The following is a 21,834-nucleotide window of genomic DNA, read 5'->3' on the forward strand; positions in this document are numbered from 1 at the left end:
GCGGCTAATCCTGACCGGGCGGGAGCGCCAGCACCCGGTTGTTGCCCGTGTCGACGACGTAGATGTTCCCGGCGGTGTCGAGGGCGATGCCCTGGGGATGGTTGAGTCCGTTGAACGGCAACGTCGTTGACGTGTGGGTGGCCTTGACGAACTTCGTGACGTGATTGTCGTGGCTGTCGGTCACGTACACGTTTCCGCCGGAGTCGACGGCCAGATTATCCGGATGTCCGACCACAAACGGCAGCACGGTCGGAACCGTCGCCGTCCGCGGCAGTTTCAGCACCCGCTCGTTGTCCCGGTCGATGACGAACAGGGCGCCGCCGCGACCCACCGTCACGGCCGAGGGACACGCCAAGCCACTGAGCGGCAGCTCCGTCTGCTCGCTCGACTGCGCGAGCAGCTCCACCACCCGGTTGTGCGCGCAGTCGCTGACAACGACGGCGCGATCGTTGCCGCGATCGCGCGAAGCGACCGCCACACCCGTGGGATCCCTGAGATCGGCGAACGGCAGCACGGTCGGGTTGGCCGACCCGGCTGTCAGCTCCAGCACCCGGTGCTGCGCGGGCTCGGTGACCTCCAAGTCACCCGCGTCGTCGACCGCGATATCGTCGGGACGCTCGAGACCGGCCAACGGCACCACCGTCTGGCCGGTCGAACCCGCGGCCAGTTCCAGCACCCGGTTGTTGCCACTGTCGGTGACGTAGACGTCGCCCTTGGCGTCGACCGCGACCTCCTCGGGATTGTCGAGGCCGGTGAACGGCAGCACCACCTGACCCCGTGGTTTCGCCGAATGGAACGGGAATTGGTCGGTGGCTCGCAAGAGTACGGCGCCCCCGACCACCGCGATCACCACCACCGCCGCGAGGGCCAGAACTTTGCCGCGGCCGGATCTTTTCCGCGGGACGCGTGCCGTGGGCGCGGTGTCCTGCTCCGAGAGTGCGGGGTCGGTGGCGGAGGCTGGCGGCGCGGCGTGGGTGGAGAAGTCGGTGAGGGCCGCGCGGGCGGCCACGGCCAGCTCGGGTGCCGACTGGTAGCGGTCGCCCGGGTCCTTCGCCATGCCCCGCGCGACCACGCGGTCGAACCCGGCGGGTATCGCCGGGTCGATGCTGCTGGGTTTGGGCGGTGCGTCCGTGCGATGGGCGGCGGCCAGGCCCTCCACCCCGCCACCGCTGAACGGCAACCGCCCGGTGAGGCACTCGTAGAGAACGCAGGCGAGCGAGTACACGTCGGCGCGAGCGTCGACGACCTTTCCGTCCTTGCCGGCGGCGAAGCGCTCCGGGGCCATGTACGCCGGGCTTCCCGGGGCGACGTTGGTGAGCGTCAAACGACCGGCGTCGGCCTCGTGGACGAGCCCGAAATCGATCAGGTACACGAAGTCCTCGCCGACCATCAGCAGGTTCGACGGCTTCACGTCGCGATGCACCAGCCCGGACTTGTGCGCCGCATCCAGCGCCGCCGCAACCTGTTCGACCACGCGCACGGCCTTCTGCGGACTCAACGCTCCCTCGCGTTTGAGCACCTTGTTCAGGTCGACGCCGTCGACGATCGGCATCACCATGTACACGCGCCCGTCGATCTCGCCGGTCTCGTAGATCGGGATGATGTTCGGGCTGGCCAGCCGGCCCGCCGCATACGCCTCGCGGCGGAACCGCTCCCGAAATCCCGCCTCGGCGGCCAGTTCCGGCTGCAGCAACTTGACGGCCACATCCCGGCCCAGCGCTGTGTCGTGGGCCCGGTACACCGCGCCCATGCTGCCCTGGCCGAGCTTGTCGAAGAGCCGGTAGCGGCCGAACTCGATTTCATTGATGGGGGCCGGTTCCGAGGTGTCGGCAGCGGGCGGGGCAGTCAGCGCGTTGTGCGCGGCGGCGGACAACTCGCGGGCCGTTTGGTAGCGGTCATCGGGGTCGTCGGCCATGCCGCGGGCGATCACCTCGTCGAACGCCGCCGGAATCGCCGGGTCGGCATCGGTGGGTTTGGGGGTGGGTTTTGGCGCAACACCTCCCGCAACGGCGGGCCGACCGGTCAGGCACTCGTAGAGGACGCAGGTCAAAGCGTAGAGGTCGGTGCGGGCGTCGACGGTCGCGCCGTCGGTCGGGGCGGCGCCGAAATCGGTCAGGTACACGAACGCGCCGCCCACCAACAGGTTCGCGGCCGTCACGTCGCCGTGGACCACCCCGGCCACGTGGGCCGCCTCCAGCGCGGACGCGACCTGCACGATCACCCGCGCCGCCACCATCGGGTGCAGTGGCCCGTCGCGGTTCAGCAGATCCTGCACGGTGATGCCGTCGGCGACGGCGGGCCGCACCAGATAGGGTCGCCCGTCGATCTCGCCGGCCTCATAGACCGGGAGGATGTTCGGGTCGCTGAGCCGGGCCGCGATGGCGACCTCGCGCTGGAACCTCTCCCGATGGCCGGCATCGGCGGCCGACTCCGGCGAGAGCACCTTGACGGCCACTTCGCGGCTCATCTTCGTGTCGTGGGCCCGGTACACCGTGCCGGTGGCGCCGGACCGCAGCACCGTCAGCAGCCGATAACGCCCGAAGACTTCGCCTTCCACCTCGTCCACCGCAAACCTCCTCTGTGCGCAACGAAGTGGTGCCTGGATGCTACATCGCCGCGCCCGCCCTCGCGGCGAGGCGGGGAGTCACACCTTCGCGGCCCGTCTCGTCTGAGGGGTATGACCGAGAAAACCCGCATCGAGCCCCTGCCCCCCGAGCGCGCCGGACTGCTGACCCGCGCCATGTACCGCTACGCCAAACGGCGATTCGGCCAGGTTCCCGAACCCTTCGCCGTCGCCGCGCACCACCGCGGTCTGCTGGTCGCAGGGGCGGTGCACGAGATGCTGGTGCAGCGGGCGTCGCAGGCGCTGCCCGCCGGCGCGCGCGAGCTGGCGGTGTTCTGGACGGCGCGCGCGATCGGCTGCTCCTGGTGCGTGGACTTCGGGTCCATGCTGCAGCGCCTGGACGGGCTGGACATCACCCGGCTCTCCGAGATCGACTCGTATGCAACGTCTTGCGCGTTCACCGACGATGAGCGCGCCGCCATCGCCTACGCCGACGCGATCACCACCGACCCGCACACCGTCACCGACGAGCAGTTCACCGACCTGCGGGCCCGGTTCGGCGACGCCGGCGTGATCGAGCTGACCTATCAGATCGGGCTGGAGAACATGCGGGCTCGGATGAACACCGCGTTGGGCATCACCGAGCAGGGCTTCAACTCCGGTGACGCCTGCCGGGTTCCGTGGGCCGGGCAGCACGGCGGGCCTGCAGCGGGGAGCCGGTGAACTTCTCGGGGTTGGCGACATCCCACAGGGCGCAGACCTTTCCGTCGCGCACCGTGACCGCCAGGATGCGCGGCGACAGCTCCCGGTGGCCGTCTCCGCCGGGGCTGCCGGCCGTGTAGACGCCCAGTTCGCCGTTGACCAGGGCCAGTTGGCTGGACGAGAAGAACGCCGGGCCGTAGCGGTGGGCCAGGCCGAAGACGAAGCGGGACACCTTGTCCGCGCCGATGATGACCTGAACCGCCGTGGGCGCCTTGCCATCCGAGTCGCCGGTGAAGGTGACGCCGGGGTGCAGCAGCGCCACCACCGCGTCCAGGTCGCCGGCGGCCATGGCGGCCATCAGCCGCCCGACCACGTCGTCGTGCGAGGGGTCGGGGTGCCCTGATATTGCGGCCGGCGCCGCGCTGACGGCCTTGCGGGCCCGCGACGCCAGCTGCCGGGCCACCGCTCGGTGGTCCCCAGCACCCCGGCCACCTCGGCGAAGGGCACCGCGAACCCGTCGTGCAAGACGAACGCGACCCGCTGGTCGGGGGACAGCCGCTCCAGCACGACCATCGCGGCGAACCGGGCGTCCTCGCCGGCCACCACCGCCGACAGCGGATCGGCCGCCTCGAGGCCGGTGACCACCGGTTCGGGCAGCCAGTTTCCGGTGTAGCTCTCGCGGCGGTGCGCGGCCGAGCGCAGCCGGTCCAGCCCGAGCCTGCTGACCACCGTCGTCAGCCAGGCCCGCAGGTCGGCGATCTGCCCGGCGTGCCCGTCCCAGCGCAGCCAGGCCTCCTGGACGATGTCCTCGGCGTCGGCGACGGTCCCAGTGAGCCGGTAGGCGACGGCCATGAGATGGGGCCGCAACGCCTCGAATTCCGCGACCCCCTGCACCGAGGTCATGGCCCGAGCCTAGCGTTAGGCTTGCATCCACGATGACTTCCAATCTCTGGCTGCATTTCGCCCGGCACGGCGCGGACATCGCGCATCCGGTCATCACCCGCGGCGAGGGCGTCACCATCTTCGACGACCGCGGCAAGAGCTACCTGGACGCGTTGTCCGGGCTGTTCGTCGTCCAGGTCGGCCACGGGCGCGCCGAACTCGCCGAGACCGCCGCCCGCCAGGCGCAGACGCTGGCGTTCTTCCCGCTCTGGGGATACGCGCACCCGGCCGCGATCGAGCTCGCCGAGCGCCTGGCGCACCACGCGCCCGGCGACCTGAACCGCGTGTTCTTCACCACCGGCGGCAGCGAGGCCGTCGAAACCGCGTGGAAACTGGCCAAGCAGTACTTCAAGCTCACCGGCAAACCCGGCAAGCACAAGGTCATTTCGCGCTCGATCGCCTACCACGGCACCACGCAGGGCGCGCTGGCGATCACCGGGCTGCCCTCCTACAAGGCGCCGTTCGAGCCGGTGACGCCGGGTGGGTTCCGCGTGCCCAACACGAACTTCTACCGCGCACCCGAACCGTTTGCCAACGATCCCAAAACCTTCGGGCGGTGGGCCGCCGACCGGATCGCCGAGGCGATCGAGTTCGAGGGCCCCGACACCGTCGCCGCGGTGTTCTTGGAACCGGTGCAGAACGCGGGCGGCGCGATCCCGGCTCCCCCGGGTTATTTCGAACGGGTGCGCGAGATCTGCGACGAATACGACGTGCTGCTGGTCTCCGACGAGGTGATCTGCGCGTTCGGCCGGATCGGGTCGATGTTCGCCTGTGACGACTTCGGCTACGTGCCCGACATGATCACCTGCGCCAAGGGCATGGCGTCGGGCTACTCCCCGATCGGCGCGATGATCGCCGGCGACCGCCTCTTCGAGCCGTTCGACGACGGCGCCACGATCTTCCCGCACGGCTACACCTTCGGCGGCCACCCGGTGTCGGCCGCCGTGGGGCTGGCCAACCTGGACATCTTCGAGCGCGAGGGTCTCAACGACCGGGTCCGGCATCACGCGCCGGTCTTCCGCGCGACGCTGGAGAAGCTGTACGACCTGCCCATCGTCGGCGACGTGCGCGGCGAGGGCTACTTCTACGGCATCGAGTTGGTCAAGGACAAGGCGACGAAGGAGACCTTCGGCGACGCCGACTGCGAACGCGTGCTGCACGGCTACCTGTCGCCGGCGCTGTTCGAGGCGGGCCTGTACTGCCGCGCCGACGACCGCGGCGACCCCGTCATCCAGCTGGCGCCGCCGCTGATCAGCGGTCAGGCCGAGTTCGACACCATCGAGTCGATCCTGCGCGACGTGCTGAGCGAGGCCTGGAAGCGGCTGTAGGCGCGCCGGCGGCGAGTAACTTCCGCCCCATCAGTCACAGCGCGGCTCCCCGGGATCGGCCGCCCGATCGCCTAGTCTGCACACCGATGACCTTCTTACGTTCCGCGTCGTGCCTGGTGGCGGCGGTCTTCATGACGGCCGCCCCGGCCGCGTTGGGGGCGCCCGCGGCGAGCGCCGAGCCGGTGCCCAACGCCGGGCCCGCGGACTGCCCCTACAAGGTGTCGACGCCGCCCGCGGTGGACTCGTCGGAGGTCCCCGAGGCGGGCGACCCGCCGATGCCGCTGGCGGTGCCCCCCAAGCCGGTCGGCGGCGAGGCCCTCGGCAGCTGCGGCGTCGTCGTCGCGCCCGACACGCCGCTGCTGCCCACCGACGTCTCCGCCGACGCCTGGCTGGTGGCCGACCTCGACAGCGGCGCGGTCATCGCCGCCAAGGACCCGCACGCCCGGCACCGCCCGGCCAGCGTCATCAAGGTGCTGGTCGCGATGGCGTCGATCAACGCGCTCAACGAGAACAAGGTGGTCCCCGGCACCGCCGAGGACGCGGCCGTCGAGGGCACCAAGGTCGGCGTCGCCGAGGGCGGGATGTACACCGTCAACCAGCTGCTGCACGGGCTGCTGATGCACTCCGGCAACGACGCCGCGCACGCGCTGGCCATGCAGCTCGGCGGGATGCAGCAGGCGCTGGAGAAGATCAACGTGCTGGCCGCCAAGCTCGGCGGCCGCGACACCCGGGTGGCGACGCCGTCCGGGCTGGACGGCCCGGGGATGAGCACCTCGGCCTACGACATCGGCCTGTTCTACCGCTACGCCTGGCAGAACCCGATCTTCGCCGACATCGTCGCGACCCGGACCTTCGACTTCCCCGGCCACGGCGACCACCCCGGCTACGAGCTGGAGAACGACAACAAGCTGCTCTACAACTATCCCGGCGCGCTGGGCGGCAAGACCGGTTACACCGACGACGCCGGCCAGACCTTCGTCGGTGCGGCCAACCGCGACGGACGACGGCTGGTGGCGGTGCTGCTACACGGGACCCGGCAGCCGATCGCGCCGTGGGAGCAGGCCGCGCATCTGCTCGACTACGGGTTCGCCACCCCGCCGGGAACCCAGGTGGGGTCGCTGGTCGCGCCCGACCCCTCGCTGGCGCCCGCCAAGCCGGAGGGTGCCGCCGGGCGCGCCGGCGCAGCGCAGGCCGCCGGGCTCCTTCCCGCGAGCGACGAGGTGCCGGTGCGGGTGGGCGTCGGCGTCATCGGGGCGATCGTCGTTTTCGGGCTGATCATGGCGGCACGGTCGATGAACCGCCGGCCGCAGCATCGTTGAGCACCCGGCCCGGGGGCCTGCTGGTCGGGTTGACCGCCGCCAGCGTCGGCGTCGTCTACGGCTACGACCTGTCCATCATCGCCGGGGTGCAGCTGTTCGTCACCGGCGACTTCGGCCTCACGACGCGGCAGCAGGAGCTGTTGACGACGATGGCGGTGCTCGGCCAGATCGCCGGGGCACTGGGCGCCGGCGTGCTGGCCAACGTGTTCGGGCGCAAGCGTTCGGTGGTGTCGCTGCTGGTGGCCTACGCGGCGTTCGCGGTGCTGGGTGCGCTGGCGGTGTCGTTGCCGATGCTGTTGACGGCCCGGTTCCTGCTGGGGCTGGCCGTCGGCGTCTCGATCGTGGTGGTGCCGGTCTACGTCGCGGAGTCGGCTCCGGCGGCGGTGCGCGGGTCGCTGCTGACCGTCTACCAGCTGGCCACAGTCAGCGGGCTCATCGTCGGCTACGTCACCGCCTACCTGCTGGCCGGGGCCCACGCCTGGCGCTGGATGCTGGGCCTGGCCGCCGTGCCCGCAACGCTGTTGCTGCCGTTGCTGATCCGCATGCCCGACACCGCCCGGTGGTACATGATGAAGGGCCGCACCGCCGACGCGCGCGCGGCGCTGCTGCGGGTGGAGCCCACCGCGGACGTCGAGGGCGAACTCGCCGAGATCGCCCGCGCGGTCGGCGAAGGCTCGGCGGGCCCCGGGGGCATGTCCGAGATGCTGCGCCCGCCGTACCTGCGGGCCACCCTGTTCGTCGTCGCGCTCGGCTTCCTGATCCAGATCACCGGCATCAACGCGATCGTCTACTACAGCCCGCGCATATTCGAGGCGATCGGGTTCACCGGGGACTTCGCGCTGCTGGGGTTGCCGGCCCTGGTACAGGTCGCCGGACTGGCGGCCGTGCTCACCGCGATGCTGCTCGTCGACCGGCTGGGGCGGCGCCCGATCCTGTTGTGCGGCATCGCGATGATGATCGCCGCCGACCTCGTCCTGACGGCCGTGTTCGGCCGCGGTCTCGGCGGCGCTGTCCTCGGGTTCGCCGGCGTGCTGCTGTTCATCGTGGGGTTCACGCTGGGTTTCGGCTCGCTGGGCTGGGTGTATGCCAGCGAGAGCTTCCCGACCCGGCTGCGGTCCATCGGGTCGAGCACGATGCTGACCTCGAACCTGGTGGCCAACGCGATCGTCGCCGCGGTCTTCCTGACCATGCTGCACACCCTGGGCGGCGCGGGGACTTTCGCGGTGTTCGCGGCTCTCGCGGTGGTGGCGTTCGGCGTCGTCTACCGCTACGCGCCGGAGACCAGGGGCCGCGAACTCGAGGACATCCGGCATTTCTGGGAGAACGGCGGACGCTGGGACAAACCATGCCCCTGATCCGCGCCGGCACCCTGGTGCTCGACGGGCAGGTCCGCCGGCCCGGCTGGCTGGAAACCGCCGGCGGCCGGATTCTGGGCTGCGGCGCCGGCGCGCCGCCCCGTCCGCCCGACACCGATCTGCCCGATTCGGTTGTGGTGCCCGGGTTTGTCGACATGCACGTGCACGGCGGGGGCGGGGCCTCCTACCCCGAGGCCGTCGCCGACGCCGCGGCCTTCCACCTGCGGCACGGCACCACCACGACGATGGCCAGCCTGGTCACCGCCGCTCCGGCGGAGCTGATCGCCGGGGTCCGCGCGCTGGCCGCAGCGGCCCGGCGCGGCACCGTCGCGGGCATCCACCTCGAGGGGCCGTGGCTGAGCGCGGCGCGCTGCGGCGCGCACGACCGCACCCTGATGCGCGACCCGGGGCCCGCCGAGATCGACGCCGTGCTCGACGCCGGCGGCGGCGCGATCAAGATGGTGACGCTGGCGCCCGAACGGCCCGGCTGCGACCAGGCGATCCGGCGCTTGCGCGACGCGGGAGTCGTTGTGGCGGTCGGTCATTCGGATGCCACCTACGAGCAGACCCGACGCGCCATCGGCCTGGGCGCCACCGTCGGCACGCACCTGTTCAACGCGATGCCGCCGCTGCATCACCGCGAGCCCGGGCCAGCGCTGGCCCTGCTGGCGGACCCGGGTGTGACCGTCGAGCTCATCGCCGACGGCGTGCACCTGCATCCGGCCGTCGTGGACGCGGTGATCCGCGCCGCGGGACCCGAGCGGGTCGCCGTCGTGACCGACGCCGTCGCCGCGGCCGGCTGCGACGACGGCACGTTCCGGCTCGGCGCGATGCCGGTCGAGGTCGTCGCCGGCGTTGCGCGGGTCCGCGGGACGGACACGATCGCCGGCAGCACCGCGACGATGGACCGGCTCTTCCGCGCGGTGGCGGAGCGCTGCGGGCTGGCCGAGGCGGTGCAGGTGACCGCGGCGACACCGGCGCGGGCCCTGGGCCTGCGGGGTGTCGGCAGCCTGCGGCCGGGGCATGATGCCGATCTCGTGGTGCTCGACCGGGATCTGCGCGTCACCGCGGTGATGCGGCGGGGGGAGTGGACCGCCGCCTAGCGCGGCCGGCGGGTCAACCGCGAAAAGGTCAGCGCACCAACGGCACCCATCGCCATCGCGGTCACCGCCTGCCGGGCGCTGAGGCCCTCGTCCCGCTGGACCCGCGGGGCGATGATCGCGGGCGGGGGCGGCTCCACGGGCCGGGCGCGCGGATCCGTCGACGCGGTGGCCGCCCACGCGGTGCAGAACAAGACGAGATAGGCCGTGATATAGGCGAACACCATGAGGCCCAGCACCGGGCCGAAGGTGGCCCCGGCCGGGCTGCGCAGGACCACCTTCAGGTAGACCGAACCGACCTGCTTGAACAGTTCGAAGCCGATCGCGGCCACCAGCCCCGCCCGGGCCGAGTCGACGAAGCTCACCTTCCCGCGTGGCAGTCGCGCGATCATCCAGGTGAACAACAACCACGACACCACCGTGGAGATCACGATCGAGATCAGCCAGAACAACCAGTCGAACACCGAAAGTTTTGGCATTCCGAGCCATTTCAAAACGGCGGCCAGCGGCGCCGCGTGGCCGAGGGTGGTGAGGCCGATGGTGGCCATCGTCACCGCGAACGTGCCCAGCAGGGCAAGCAGGTCGGACAGCTTGTTGTGCACGAAGCCCGGCGACTCGAGGCGCTGCTCCCACCACATCTCGGTCAGCGCCTGACGCAGGTGCGATATCCAACCCAGGCCACCCCAGGTCGCGGCGGCCAGGCCGATGATGCCGACCGAGGTCCGCGCGTCGATCGCCGAGTTCATCAGGTCGAGCAGCTGGTCGCCCAGCGGCCCGGTCACCTGGGACCGGATGTGGTCGTCGATGGTGCCCAGCAGCTGGGGCCGCTCGGCCAGCACGAAGCCGAACACCGCGAAACCGACCATCAGCAAAGGGAATAGCGCGAAAATCGTGTAGTACGTCAGGCCTGCCGCGAAGAACCCGCCGTTGCGGTCGCCGAAGCGCCCATGGGCGCGCATCAGGTGGTCGAACCATTGGTACCGGGTCCGCAGCCGGTCGAGGAGCCCTGGTTTGCCCGGTTCGCCCATAGGAAACGCGCTACCTCCGCTGCGGAAAAAATCCCAGCCGATCGTAGACCCGCTGGACCGTTTTGCCCGCCACGTCCTCGGCGCGCTGCGCCCCGGCCGCCAGCACGGCCTCCAGTTCGCTGCGATCGGCCAGCAATTCGTCGACGCGGGCCTTGATCGGGCTGGCGAACTCGACGACCGCCTCGGCGGTGTCCTTCTTCAAGTCGCCGTAGCCGCGCCCCACATAGCCCTCGACCAGTTTGTCGACGCCGACCCCGGTGACCGCCGACTGGATGGTCAGCAGGTTGGACACGCCGGCCTTGGCCTCGGGGTCGAACCGGATCTCGCGTTCGCTGTCGGTCACCGCGGAGCGGATCTTCTTGGCGGACTTGGCCGGATCGTCGAGCAGGTTGATCAGCCCGGCGTCGGTGGCCGCGGACTTGCTCATCTTCGACGTGGGATCCTGGAGATCGTAGATCTTGGCGGTGGCCTTGGGGATGAGCACGTCGGGAACCACGAAGGTGTCGGGGAAGCGGGCGTTGAACCGCTGCGCGACGTCGCGCGCCAGCTCGAGGTGCTGCCGCTGGTCCTCCCCCACCGGGACGAGATCGCTGTCGTAGGCGAGCACGTCGGCGGCCTGCAACACCGGGTAGGTGAACAGGCCCACGGTGGTCGAGTCGCTGCCCTGGCGCGCCGACTTGTCCTTGAACTGCGTCATGCGCGACGCCTGCCCGAATCCGGTGAAACAGCCCAGCACCCATGCCAACTGGGTGTGGGCGGGCACGTGGCTTTGCACGAACACGGTGCTGCGGCCGGGGTCGATGCCCAGCGCGAGGTACTGGGCGGCAGTGACCAGGGTCCGGCGGCGCAGCGCCTCGGGGTCCTGCGGGACGGTGATGGCGTGCAGGTCCACCACGCAGAAGAACGCGTCGTGGTCGGCCTGCAGCGCGACCCACTGCGCGACGGCGCCCAGCGCGTTGCCGAGGTGAAGCGAGTCGGACGTGGGCTGCACGCCGGAGAAAATCCGTCTGGATCCGGTAGCTGTGGTCATGATGTCTGCGATCTTTTCATGCGCCGCCGCCGCCCCCTCAGCCACCGGCGGCGCCCCGTGGACGCTCGCTTGCGGTACCGGCGGTACCGGCTTTATGGTTCGGGCTATGGGGAGTCGTCAACCGATCCATCTGGGTTCCGGGGAGCCGGTCGTGCTGTTGCACCCGTTCCTGTTGTCGCAGGCGGTCTGGGAGGACGTTGCCCGGCGGTTGGCCGACACCGGCCGCTACGAGGTGTTCGCGCCGACGATGGCCGGCCACAACGGCGGCCCGGCGGCGGGCACCTGGTTGCTGTCCTCGGCGGTGCTGGCCGATCACGTCGAGCGACAGATGGACGAGCTGGGCTGGCAGGACGCCCACATCGTCGGCAACTCGCTGGGCGGCTGGGTCGCCTTCGAGCTGGAGCGGCGCGGGCGGGCACGCTCCGTCACCGGCATCGCGCCGGCCGGCGGCTGGACACGCTGGAGCCCCCACAAGTTCGAGGTGATCGCCAAGTTCGTCCTGGGCATCCCGCTGCTGGTGCTGGCCTGGCTGTTCGGGCCCCGCGTGATGCGCCTGCCGTTCAGCCGGCGACTGGCCACCTACGCGATCAGCGCATCGCCCGACGGGGTCAGCCACGAACAACTGCTCGGCTGCATCGACGACGTCGCCCACTGCCCGGCCTACTTCCAGCTGCTCGTCAAGTCCGTGCTGCTGCACGGGCTGCGCGAGCTCGCGGAGAACGCCGTGCCGGCGCACCTGGTGATCTGCGAGAAGGACAGGGTCGTGCCCGCGCCCAGGTTCAGCCGGCATTTCACCACCCACCTGCCCGACGACCACAAGGTCACCAAGCTCGACGGCGTCGGACACATCCCCATGTTCGAAGCGCCCGACCGCGTCGCCGGGGTGATCACCGGCTTCCTCGACTCGTGCGGCGCGGCGGCGCGCGGCGCCGCGAAGCCGCCGGCCGGTTAGCTGGAGCCGGCCGCCAGTTCCTTTTCCAGGTTCTCGGCGATCGAGTTGAGGAACTCCTCGCTCTGCTGCCACTCCTGGTCTGGACCGATGAGGATGGCCAGGTCCTTGGTCATCTTGCCGCTCTCGACCGTGGCGATGACGACGTCCTCGAGCGTCTGCGCGAACTCGCACACCTCCGGTGTGTTGTCGAGCTTGCCGCGGTGCTGCAGCCCGCGCGTCCAGGCGAAGATCGACGCGATCGGGTTCGTGGAGGTCGGCTTTCCGGCCTGGTACTGGCGGAAGTGCCGGGTCACGGTGCCGTGGGCCGCTTCGGCCTCGACCGTCTTGCCGTCGGCGGTCATCAGCACCGAGGTCATCAGCCCCAGCGACCCGTAGCCCTGCGCGACGGTGTCGGACTGCACGTCGCCGTCGTAGTTCTTACACGCCCAGACGTAGCCGCCCTCCCACTTGAGGCACGCCGCGACCATGTCATCGATGAGCCGATGCTCGTAGGTGAGCCCCTCGGCCTCGAACTTGTCCTTGAACTCGGTTTCGTAGATGTGCTGGAACTCGTCTTTGAACATGCCGTCGTAGGCCTTGAGGATGGTGTTCTTGGTGGACAGATACACCGGCCACTTGGCGTTCAGGCCGTAGGCGAACGAGGCGCGGGCGAAATCGCGGATCGAGTCCTTGAAGTTGTACATGCCCATCACGACCCCGCCGTCCTCGGGGATGGTCACCACCTCGTGCACCATCGGCTCGCTGCCGTCGGACGGGGTGAACGTCAGCGTGACGGTGCCGGGCCGGTCGACCTTGAAGTTCGTCGCCCGGTACTGGTCCCCGAATGCGTGACGGCCGATCACGATCGGCTTGGTCCAGCCCGGAACCAGCCGGGGCACATTCGAGATCACGATCGGCTCGCGGAAGATGGTGCCGCCCAAGATGTTCCGGATCGTCCCGTTCGGGGAGAGCCACATCTTCTTCAGGTTGAATTCCTGGACGCGGGCCTCGTCGGGGGTGATGGTCGCGCACTTGACGCCCACCCCGTGCTTCTTGATCGCGTAGGCAGCGTCGATCGTGACCTGGTCGTCGGTGCGGTCCCGGTGCTCGATGCCCAGGTCGTAGTACTCCAGGTTGATGTCGAGATGCGGCAGGATCAGCATGTCCTTGATGAGCTTCCAGATGACGCGGGTCATCTCGTCACCGTCGAGCTCTACTACCGGGCCTTTGACCTTGATCTTGGCGTCCTTGGACATCTGTGTCCACATCCTCCAGCAACTGGGAAGCTTGGGCGAGCGGTCGCTCGTCAGGCCAGACTACTAAAGGTCGTCGATGACCCCCCAGGGCCGGTGAACGGCCGCGGCCCCGCAAGAGTTGGCCGAGAGTTGGCACGGACTCGGTGTTATGCGATAAGCTTCATCTCGGTCATGAGCGCCAGCGCTAAGCCCCGGCTTGCTGGCCGGCAACCCTCCAACCGCGGTGGGGTGCCCCGGGTGAAAGACCAGGTCTAGTAGCCACAGGCTGCGCGGCAAGCGCGGGTCCGCCATAACGGACCCCTGACTGGAGGGGAAACGTGATGTGCATCATCTATCCGGCTCTCTCGGATCGGCTTATGTGTCGACTCGTGTGTCGTTGTTAACCGGCCGCCGCGCCGGTTGACGTCACCGGTGGTGACGGTCCGCTCGGCTGCCCCCGATACCCGAATCGTCCACGTCCAGCAGAAAGCAACCCATCCGTGAGCACCGAAAACCGCACGTCCGGTACCGACGCCAACGACGAAGCCGATCCGACCGCGCAGTGGTCCTTCGACACCAAGCAGATCCACGCCGGTCAGCACCCGGACCCGACCACCCACGCCCGCGCGCTGCCGATCTACCAGACCACGTCCTACACCTTCGACGACACCGCGCATGCCGCCGCGCTGTTCGGCCTCGAGGTGCCGGGCAACATCTACACCCGGCTGGGCAACCCGACCACCGACGTCGTCGAGCAGCGCATCGCCGCGCTGGAAGGCGGGGTGGCGGCGCTGTTCCTGAGTTCGGGACAGGCCGCTGAGACATTCGCCATATTGAACGTCGCATGTGCCGGAGATCACATCGTCGCCAGTCCGCGGCTCTACGGCGGCACGTACAACCTGCTGCACTACTCGCTGGCCAAGCTCGGCATCGAGGTCACCTTCGTCGCGGACCCCGACGACCTGGACTCCTGGCAGGCCGCGGCCAAGCCGAACACGAAGGCGTTCTTCGGCGAGACCATCTCCAACCCCAAGATCGACGTGCTGGACATCCCCGGCGTCGCCGGGGTCGCCCACGCCAACGGGGTGCCGCTGATCGTCGACAACACCGTCGCCACGCCCTACCTGATCCAGCCGTTCGCGCACGGCGCCGACATCGTGGTGCACTCGGCCACCAAGTACCTGGGCGGGCACGGAGCCGCGATCGCCGGCGCCATCGTCGACGGCGGCACGTTCGACTGGACGCAGGGCCGCTTCCCCGGATTCACCACGCCCGACCCGAGCTACCACGGCGTGGTGTACGCCGAGCTGGGCCCGCCGGCGTTCGCGCTCAAGGCGCGCGTGCAGCTGCTGCGCGATCTCGGGTCGGCCGCCCGCCGTTCAACGCGTTCCTGGTCGCCCAGGGCATCGAGACGCTGAGCCTGCGCATGGAGCGCCACGTCGCCAACGCGCAGCGTGTCGCCGAGTTCCTGGCCGGCCATGACGGTGTGCTGTCGGTCAACTACGCGGGCCTGCCCGACTCGCCGTGGCACGAGCGCGCAAAGAGGCTGGCACCCAAGGGGACCGGGGCCGTCCTCTCGTTCGAGTTGGCCGGCGGGATCGAGGCCGGCAAGGCGTTCGTCAACGCGCTCAAGCTGCACAGCCACGTCGCCAACATCGGCGACGTGCGCTCGCTGGTGATCCACCCGGCGTCGACCACCCACGCCCAGCTGAGCCCGGCGGAGCAGCTTTCCACCGGCGTCAGCCCGGGGCTGGTGCGGCTGGCCGTCGGCATCGAGGGCATCGACGACATCCTGGCCGACCTCGAGTTGGGTTTCGCCGCGGCCCGCAATATCGGTGGGCCGGGGCGATCAGCCGAGTCCAGCGGCGACCCGCACGCGGTGGCGGCCTTCTGAGGCGGGTCTGACATGACGATCTCGGAGTTCTCCACCCAGACGCTGCCCACCGAGGGCGAGATCGGCTTCGTCCACATCGGCGCGCTGACCACCGAGGGCGGTGCGGTGATCGACGACGTCTGCATCGCCGTCCAGCGCTGGGGCGAGCTCTCCCCGACGCGCGACAACGTGGTGGTGGTGCTGCACGCGCTCACCGGCGACTCCCACGTCAGCGGGCCGGCGGGACCCGGGCATCCCACGCCCGGCTGGTGGGACGGAGTGATCGGGCCGGGGGCACCGATCGATACCAACCGCTGGTGCGCGGTGGCCACCAACGTGCTGGGCGGTTGCCGCGGCTCCACCGGGCCCAGCTCGCGGGCCCGGGACGGCAAGCCCTGGGGCTCGCGCTTTCCGCTGATCACCGTGCGCGACCAGGTGGAGGCCGACATCTGTGCGCTGGCCGCGCTGGGCATCAACGAGGTCGCCGCCGTCGTCGGTGGATCCATGGGCGGCGCAAGGGCTTTGGAGTGGATGGTCGGTCACCCCGACCGGGTCCGGGCGGGGCTGCTGCTGGCGGTCGGCGCGCGCGCCACCGCCGACCAGATCGGCACCCAGACCACTCAGATCGCGGCCATCAAGGCCGACCCCAACTGGCAGGGCGGCGACTACCACGACAGCGGACGCAAGCCGGAGGACGGGCTCACGATCGCCCGCCGCTTCGCGCACCTGACCTACCGCGGCGAGTTGGAACTCGACACCCGTTTCGCCAACGACGGTCAGGGTGACGAGGACCCGGCGAACGGTGGCAGCTACGCGGTGCAGAGTTACCTCGAGCATCAGGGCAACAAGCTGTTGTCCCGCTTCGACGCCGGCAGCTACGTGATCCTGACCGAGGCGCTGAACAGCCACGACGTCGGCCGCGGTCGCGGCGGGGTCCGTCAGGCCCTGCGCAGCTGCCCGGTGCCGGCCGTGGTCGGCGGCATCACCTCCGACCGGCTCTACCCGCTGCGCCTGCAGGAGGAGCTGGCCGACCTGCTGCCGGGCTGCTCCGGCCTGCGCGTGGTCGACTCCAGATGCGGGCACGACGGCTTCCTGGTGGAGTCCGAGGCGGTCGGCGAGCTGATCCGCGAGACCCTCGCCCTGGCCGAGAATGAAGGCGCGTGTCGGCGGTGACCCGCTCGAGACAGGAACGCTCCCTGTCGTTCGGCTCGGCCGCCGCCGCCTACGAGCGTGGGCGCCCGTCCTACCCGCCGGAGGCCATCGACTGGCTGTTGCCGGCCGGTGCGCACCAGGTGCTCGATCTGGGCGCGGGCACGGGCAAGCTGACCACCAGGCTGGTCGAGCGCGGCCTGGACGTGGTGGCCGTCGATCCGATCCCCGACATGCTCGAAGTGCTGCGGGACGCGCTGCCGGAGACCCGGGCCCTGCTGGGCACCGCGGAAGAGATTCCGTTGCCAAACAACAGTGTTGACGCCGTGCTGGTCGCCCAGGCCTGGCATTGGGTGGATCCGGCGCGAGCGATTCCGGAGGTGGCCCGCGTGCTGCGCCCCGGCGGGCGGCTGGGCCTGGTGTGGAACACCCGCGACGAACGGCTCGGCTGGGTGCGCGAGCTCGGCGAGATCATCGGCAGCGACGACGACGGCGGCCGGCTCGACGTGACGCTGCCCGCACCATTCACCGACCTGGAGCGCCACCGCGTGGAGTGGACGAATTACCTTACGCCGCAAGCGTTGATCGATCTGGTGGCGTCGCGCAGCTACTGCATCACCTCGCCGGCCGAGGTCCGCACCAAGACACTCGAGGCGGTCCGCGAGCTGCTGGCCACCCATCCGGCCCTGGCGAATTCGACGGGACTTGCGCTGCCCTACGTCACCGTGTGCATCCGGGCGACGCTGGCGGGCTGACGGGCGCGATCAGCTTTCGTCCTCCGCATCCTCGTCGTCTTCGTCTTCCTTTCTGCGCAAAAGTTTTTCGGGGTGCCAGTAGGTGTTTTTTCGGGGTTGGCCGCGGTCGAGGTGTGGGGGTGGGATCCATTCGGTGTCGCCGTTGGTGTTTTTGCGGGTGGTCCAGCCGCGGGGTTGTAGGAGGCGGTGGTGGGGGCCGCAGGCGAAGGTGAGGTCGTCGATGTCGGTGCATCGACAGGTGGCCCAGTCGGTGACGTGGTGGACTTCGCTGTAGTAGCCGCCCACGGTGCAGCCGGGGGCTGAGCAGCCGCGGTCTTTGGCGTAGAGCACGATTCTTTGCGCGGGGGAGGCCAGGCGTTTGGTGTGGTAGAGGGCCAGGGTTTTGCCTTTGTCGAAGATCACCAGGTAGTGATGGGCGTGGCGGGCCAGGCGGATGACATCGCTCATGGGCAAGATGGTGCCCCCGCCGGTCAGGGCGCATCCGGCGGCGGCTTCCAGTTCGGCCAGGGTGGTGGTGGCGATGATGGCGGCCGGAAGCCCGTTGTGTTGGCCCAGCTTCCCGGAGGCCAGGATCGCGCGGAGTGCGGCGAGCAGGCCGTCGTGCTGGCGTTGGGCGGGCCCGCGGGCATCTTTGTCGATGGCGTCCTGGGTGGGGGTGCCGTCGATGCAGGGGTGCTCGTCGAGGGGGTTGCACATGCCCGGGGCGGCGAGTTTGGCCCACAGGGCTTCGATCGTGGCGCGCAGTTCGGGGGTGATCCAGCCGCTCAGGTGTGACATTTTGTCGGGGCCCTGGGCGCCCAGGATCAGCCCGCGCCGCCGGGCCCGGTCCTCGTCGGTGTAGTTGCCGTCGGGGTTGAGGGCGTTGTCGAGTTGCTCGGCGAGCCCGCTGAGTTGTTCGGGGCGGATTCGGGTGCCGTGGCGGGCCAGGTCGGCTTCGGCGCGTTCGCGGGTGGGCTGGTCGACCCAGCCGGGCAGCTGGCGGCAGAAGCGGCGGATCACCGCGACGTGCTCGGGTCCGAGCGTGCCCTGGCGCTGACGCAAAGCGGTCTCGGCCAACATCGGGGGCAGGGGTTGGCCGGTCAGCCCGTGGCGGGGGCCCAGGTCGGCGGCCTCACGGACCCGGCGGGCGGCCTGGGGGCGCGAGATCGAGGTGGCCTCGGCGATCGCGTGGGAGAGCTTGCCGCCCAACTCTTCCGCGCTGGCCTGATGGGCCAGGGTGTTGATCACCGCATGCTCGAGGGCGGGCAGGCGCCGGCGCACCGTTTCCACCCGCCCCGAGCCTGTCACGATTTCTGTGTAAGTCAGAGGTGATTTGACTACGAGTTGTATTCTAGCACAATGGGATTCGCCCAGGGAATAGTCTGGCGAGTGTGTTGAGCGCCACAGTCCAGTTGTGCGTTCCAGTACCCGAATAGCCTCCTCTCTCGCTGGAGATGTTGCGCAGCCCGAGGTACAGCAACTTCATCGCGGCGTCCTTGTCCGTGAAATGACCACGGTTCTTGGTGATCTTGCGCAACTGGAAGTTGATCGACTCGATCGCATTGGTGGTGTAGACGATCTTGCGCAACTCCACCGGATAGTCCAGGAACGGAACGAATTCCCCCCAGGCGTTGTGCCACACGTCAATTGCACCCGGATATTGGGCGCCGAATTGCTGGTCGAACTCCTTGAGTGCGAGTTCGGCTCCATCGACGGTCGGCGCACTGTAGATCGCCCGCATCGCGGTGGCGACCTTCTTGCGGTCCTTATAAGACACGAAGCGCATCGCATTCCTAATGACGTGCACGACGCAGGTCTGCACCACGGTATCGGGATAGATCGAGCGGATCGCATCAGGCAGACCGGTCAGCCCGTCGCAGCAGGCGATGAGGATGTCGCGCACCCCGCGGTTGCGCAGGTCGATGACGACCTTCTGCCAGAACTTCGCCCCCTCGGAGTCCTGGATCCAGCAGCCCAAGGCGTGTTTGCGGCCCTCCAGATCCACGCCAATGGCCAAATAGGCGACCTTGGTGGTGATGACCCCGTTGTCGCCGATCCGCAGCCGCAGCCCATCGATGTAGAGGATCGGGTAGACCTCATCGAGCGGGCGGGCCTGCCAGGCCTTGATCTCATCGACCACCACCTCGGTGATATTGGAGATCAACTCCCGCGACACCGACGCCCCATAGACCTCCTGCAGGTGGGCTTCGATATCGCGGGTGGTCATTCCCCGTGAATACAGCGACAACACCACCGAATTGATGTTGTTGAGCCGGCGGGTCTTCTTCGGCACAATCGCCGGCTCAAACGAGCCGTTGCGATCACGCGGCGCATCGATCTGCACCGGGCCGTTGACGGTGGTCACCGTTTTCGGCGTGGTGCCGTTGCGCGAATTTCCCGATCCGCGTCCGGCCGGATCGCCGGCCTCATAGCCCAGATGGTGGGTTAGCTCCGCATTCAGCGCCCGCTCCAGCACGGCCTTAGTCAGCTGGTTCAGCAAACCGTCCGCGCCGTCGATCGGGGTCCCGGTCTTCACCGCATCCTTAATCAACGAGTCCAGCGTCTCTTCGGTGAACATCTCGGCCAGCCGCCGCGCCGCGGTCGTCTCCTCAGCCGGCATCTGCATGGTCTTGGTCACAAAACACTCCTTCTGTCCGCCCAACGGCGGTCCGATGATGGACCACCCCGGACTTACACAGATGGAATGACACGCCCCCCGCCCCAGCCAGGCCAGCAACTCCGGGGTGGTCAACGCCTCGCAGTCGAACCCCAGCAGCGTGTCCAGGTCGGCATCCAGCGCGTCGAACGCCGCACCCAGCTCCTCCCGGTCAACACTCACACCGTCAAACTATGCGCACCCACCGACAACAAACCCCGGAATGTGACCACAGAAACCACAGTGACACAAGTTTTTTGGCTAGAAGGTCAACCCTGACAACATGACCCGACTCGGGTCGTACTTCTGCCGCACGGTGGACAGCTGCGAGAGATTGGAACCGAAGTAGCGCGACGCCGGGGTGTTGGCCTCCAGGTAGTTGACGTACCCGCCGACCGAATACGGTTGCACCGCTTGGTGTGCGGCGGCCAGCCATTTCGTCGCCGCCGGCACCTGGTTGGCGGCGGGTTCGGCGTACCACTGCAGCACCGCGGACTGCTTGCGCCACGGGAAGGCCGTATCGCCCGGCGCCAGGTCGCCGGCCGCTCCCCCCAGGGGGTCGACGAGCACGGAGGCCTTCCCGGCCGCCGCGGGCCACTGCCCGATGGCGGTGGCAATCGCATGTGCCGCAGCGGCGTTCACCGTCGAGATCACGTCCGATCCCGCGACGAACCCGCGGGGAGACGACGCCGAGCTGCCGCCGGCAAGATACGTCGCCAGGCCCAGGTGTGTCATCGTCGTGTTCTGCACGCCACTGGGTTGCACACCGACCGCGGACTTGATCGCGTTCGCCGCCGAGGCCCCGGTGCCCGCGGGGCAGGTGGCCAGGATCTGGCAGTTCGTCTGCGACGACCCGATGGCGAGATCGACGCGGCCCCAGGTGTTCCGGTCGGCGGCGGCGAGCCAGGACTGCCAGCCGGACAGCACCTGCACCGCGGACGACGACGGAAAGTCGAGTCGCACTACGTCGGTGGAGTCGGCGGCGAACGTCGCGAACGTCATCGCCGTCGTCACGCCGAAGTTGCCGCCGCCGCCCCCGCGCAGCGCCCAAAACAGATCGGGATGGTCGTTGGCGGAGGCGGTGACCACGTCGCCGCTCGGCAGCACGACCGTGGCCGACTGCAGCGTGTCGCACGTGAGGCCCGCGCGCCGCGTATCCGCGCCGATGCCGCCGCCGAGCGCGGACCCCCCGATGCCGACCGTCGGGCAGGTGCCGACTGGGACCGCCCGGCCGGCGCCGGCGCAAGCCTGTTGCAAGGCGGCCAGATTGGTCGCCGGGGTCACCGTCACGTTGCCGCCGTCCAGCTGCGCCCCGCCGGGGAGGCCCCGCAGGTCGAGCACCATCGCATTGGCGGCGGTCGAGGCGCCGATATACGAATGCCCGCCGGCCCGCGGGGCGACCTGGAGCCTGTTGGCCGTCGCGAAGGCGACCGCCCGCTGCACGTCCGCCTGCGACGACACGCGCAACCACCGCGGCCGGATTCGAATTGCTGTAGAACGAGTTGAAAACCTGCTTGCCTTTAACGAATTGAGCGCCGCTGGCCGGCAGCAGCACCCTGCCTCCGATGGAGGACGCCAGACCGCCCCACCCGCCGGCCGGGTCCGCCGCCGCCCGCGCGGTGCCGAACACCGCCCCCGTCGCCAACATCCCGACGGCACCGCGAAGGAACGTCTGGCGCGAGATCGCATGGTCCAACGGACGGCTTCGATTCGTCGTCATGGGCCGGATTCTGGAACATTTGGGGCCGGGAAACTTCCCGCCGCGGCGCGTGTCGGATCACGGTGTGGCGTCGATGTGTCCCGCCGCCCGCGGGCCGACGAGGACCCGGTAACCGATGCCGCGGGTGGGAGGCGCGCACGAAACGGCATAGTGTGCGAAGCTTTATCCC

General features: G+C 69.4%; 13 protein-coding genes, 4 pseudogenes and 1 riboswitch. Of the genes and pseudogenes, 9 read left to right on the top strand and 8 right to left on the bottom strand.

Annotated features, from left to right (window positions below):
* Positions 1–4: 4 nt before the first annotated feature.
* Positions 5–2,566 (bottom strand): serine/threonine-protein kinase PknD, encoded by a 2,562-nt coding sequence (locus AB8998_RS24335; protein WP_369740254.1) that lies wholly within the window; start codon positions 2,564–2,566, stop codon positions 5–7.
* 78 nt (positions 2,567–2,644) lie between these two features.
* Between AB8998_RS24335 and AB8998_RS24340 the strand changes: the two are divergent.
* A pseudogene (locus AB8998_RS24340) lies at positions 2,645–3,286 on the top strand (carboxymuconolactone decarboxylase family protein); the annotation flags it as partial.
* Here AB8998_RS24340 and AB8998_RS24345 read toward each other — a convergent pair.
* Positions 3,216–4,168, bottom strand: a pseudogene (locus AB8998_RS24345) (sigma-70 family RNA polymerase sigma factor). The pseudogenes AB8998_RS24340 and AB8998_RS24345 overlap by 71 nt on opposite strands.
* A gap of 32 nt (positions 4,169–4,200) precedes the next feature.
* Here AB8998_RS24345 and AB8998_RS24350 point away from each other — a divergent pair.
* From AB8998_RS24350 to nagA, 4 genes are all read left to right on the top strand, one after another.
* A complete protein-coding gene (locus tag AB8998_RS24350; RefSeq protein ID WP_369740256.1) occupies positions 4,201–5,535 on the top strand; it encodes an aspartate aminotransferase family protein in 1,335 nt (444 codons plus the stop codon).
* 86 nt (positions 5,536–5,621) lie between these two features.
* Positions 5,622–6,854: a D-alanyl-D-alanine carboxypeptidase DacB1 gene (dacB1, locus tag AB8998_RS24355; protein WP_369740257.1), complete on the top strand. Its 1,233-nt coding sequence runs from the start codon at positions 5,622–5,624 to the stop codon at positions 6,852–6,854.
* Complete coding sequence (locus AB8998_RS24360) at positions 6,851–8,209, top strand: sugar porter family MFS transporter (protein ID WP_369740259.1); 1,359 nt, start codon at positions 6,851–6,853, stop codon at positions 8,207–8,209. The genes dacB1 and AB8998_RS24360 overlap by 4 nt, the downstream gene beginning before the upstream one ends.
* On the top strand, positions 8,200–9,312 hold the full coding sequence (gene nagA, locus AB8998_RS24365) for an N-acetylglucosamine-6-phosphate deacetylase (protein ID WP_369740261.1): 1,113 nt from the start codon (positions 8,200–8,202) through the stop codon (positions 9,310–9,312). The genes AB8998_RS24360 and nagA overlap by 10 nt, the downstream gene beginning before the upstream one ends.
* Here the strand turns inward: nagA and yhjD are convergent.
* Both yhjD and trpS read right to left on the bottom strand, forming a co-directional pair.
* Positions 9,309–10,337 (bottom strand): inner membrane protein YhjD, encoded by a 1,029-nt coding sequence (gene yhjD, locus AB8998_RS24370; RefSeq protein ID WP_369740263.1) that lies wholly within the window; start codon positions 10,335–10,337, stop codon positions 9,309–9,311. The two genes, nagA and yhjD, sit on opposite strands and share 4 nt — an antisense overlap.
* A 10-nt stretch (positions 10,338–10,347) precedes the next feature.
* Complete coding sequence (gene trpS / locus AB8998_RS24375; RefSeq protein ID WP_369740264.1) at positions 10,348–11,367, bottom strand: tryptophan--tRNA ligase; 1,020 nt, start codon at positions 11,365–11,367, stop codon at positions 10,348–10,350.
* 151 nt (positions 11,368–11,518) lie between these two features.
* On the opposite strand from trpS, the gene AB8998_RS24380 reads away from it, so the two are divergent.
* Positions 11,519–12,319 carry an alpha/beta fold hydrolase gene (locus AB8998_RS24380; RefSeq protein ID WP_369741742.1) on the top strand — a complete coding sequence of 267 codons (801 nt, stop codon included), beginning with the start codon at positions 11,519–11,521 and terminating at the stop codon, positions 12,317–12,319.
* On the opposite strand, the gene AB8998_RS24385 is transcribed toward AB8998_RS24380, so the two are convergent.
* Entirely contained in the window at positions 12,316–13,554 is a 1,239-nt protein-coding gene (locus AB8998_RS24385) for an NADP-dependent isocitrate dehydrogenase (protein ID WP_369740265.1), read from the bottom strand. The genes AB8998_RS24380 and AB8998_RS24385 overlap by 4 nt on opposite strands.
* Before the next feature lie 167 nt (positions 13,555–13,721).
* Positions 13,722–13,839: riboswitch (SAM riboswitch) on the top strand.
* Positions 13,840–14,033: 194 nt separating this feature from the next.
* Between AB8998_RS24385 and AB8998_RS24390 the strand changes: the two are divergent.
* The 3 genes and pseudogenes from AB8998_RS24390 (at position 14,034) to AB8998_RS24400 (ending at position 17,310) form a co-directional block, all read left to right on the top strand.
* A pseudogene (locus AB8998_RS24390) lies at positions 14,034–15,427 on the top strand (bifunctional o-acetylhomoserine/o-acetylserine sulfhydrylase).
* Between the two features lie 12 nt (positions 15,428–15,439).
* A complete protein-coding gene (metX, locus tag AB8998_RS24395; RefSeq protein ID WP_369740267.1) occupies positions 15,440–16,579 on the top strand; it encodes a homoserine O-acetyltransferase MetX in 1,140 nt (379 codons plus the stop codon).
* On the top strand, positions 16,576–17,310 hold the full coding sequence (locus AB8998_RS24400) for a class I SAM-dependent methyltransferase (RefSeq protein WP_369740269.1): 735 nt from the start codon (positions 16,576–16,578) through the stop codon (positions 17,308–17,310). The genes metX and AB8998_RS24400 overlap by 4 nt, the downstream gene beginning before the upstream one ends.
* 9 nt (positions 17,311–17,319) lie before the next feature.
* Here AB8998_RS24400 and AB8998_RS24405 read toward each other — a convergent pair whose 3' ends face one another.
* The 3 genes and pseudogenes from AB8998_RS24405 to AB8998_RS24415 all read right to left on the bottom strand — a co-directional run bounded on the left by AB8998_RS24405 (position 17,320) and on the right by AB8998_RS24415 (position 21,641).
* A complete protein-coding gene (locus AB8998_RS24405) occupies positions 17,320–18,639 on the bottom strand; it encodes an HNH endonuclease signature motif containing protein (RefSeq protein WP_369741743.1) in 1,320 nt (439 codons plus the stop codon).
* A 1-nt stretch (position 18,640) separates the two neighbouring features.
* Positions 18,641–19,876, bottom strand: coding sequence for an IS256 family transposase (locus AB8998_RS24410; RefSeq protein ID WP_369741377.1), 1,236 nt, complete (start codon positions 19,874–19,876; stop codon positions 18,641–18,643).
* A 330-nt stretch (positions 19,877–20,206) separates the two neighbouring features.
* Positions 20,207–21,641: pseudogene (locus AB8998_RS24415) on the bottom strand (FAD-dependent oxidoreductase).
* Positions 21,642–21,834 lie beyond the last annotated feature (193 nt).

The sequence above is a fragment of the Mycobacterium sp. HUMS_12744610 genome (genome assembly GCF_041206865.1).
GTDB lineage: Bacteria > Actinomycetota > Actinomycetes > Mycobacteriales > Mycobacteriaceae > Mycobacterium > Mycobacterium servetii.

Excerpts from the sequence above, each read along its gene's own strand:
- AB8998_RS24350 (WP_369740256.1), top strand. The coding sequence starts at position 4,201 with ATGACTTCCAATCTCTGGCTGCATTTCGCCCGGCACGGCGCGGACATC.
- metX (WP_369740267.1), top strand. The coding sequence starts at position 15,440 with ATGACGATCTCGGAGTTCTCCACCCAGACGCTGCCCACCGAGGGCGAG.
- dacB1 (WP_369740257.1), top strand. The coding sequence starts at position 5,622 with ATGACCTTCTTACGTTCCGCGTCGTGCCTGGTGGCGGCGGTCTTCATG.
- trpS (WP_369740264.1), bottom strand. The coding sequence starts at position 11,367 with ATGACCACAGCTACCGGATCCAGACGGATTTTCTCCGGCGTGCAGCCC.
- yhjD (WP_369740263.1), bottom strand. The coding sequence starts at position 10,337 with ATGGGCGAACCGGGCAAACCAGGGCTCCTCGACCGGCTGCGGACCCGG.
- nagA (WP_369740261.1), top strand. The coding sequence starts at position 8,200 with ATGCCCCTGATCCGCGCCGGCACCCTGGTGCTCGACGGGCAGGTCCGC.
- AB8998_RS24385 (WP_369740265.1), bottom strand. The coding sequence starts at position 13,554 with ATGTCCAAGGACGCCAAGATCAAGGTCAAAGGCCCGGTAGTAGAGCTC.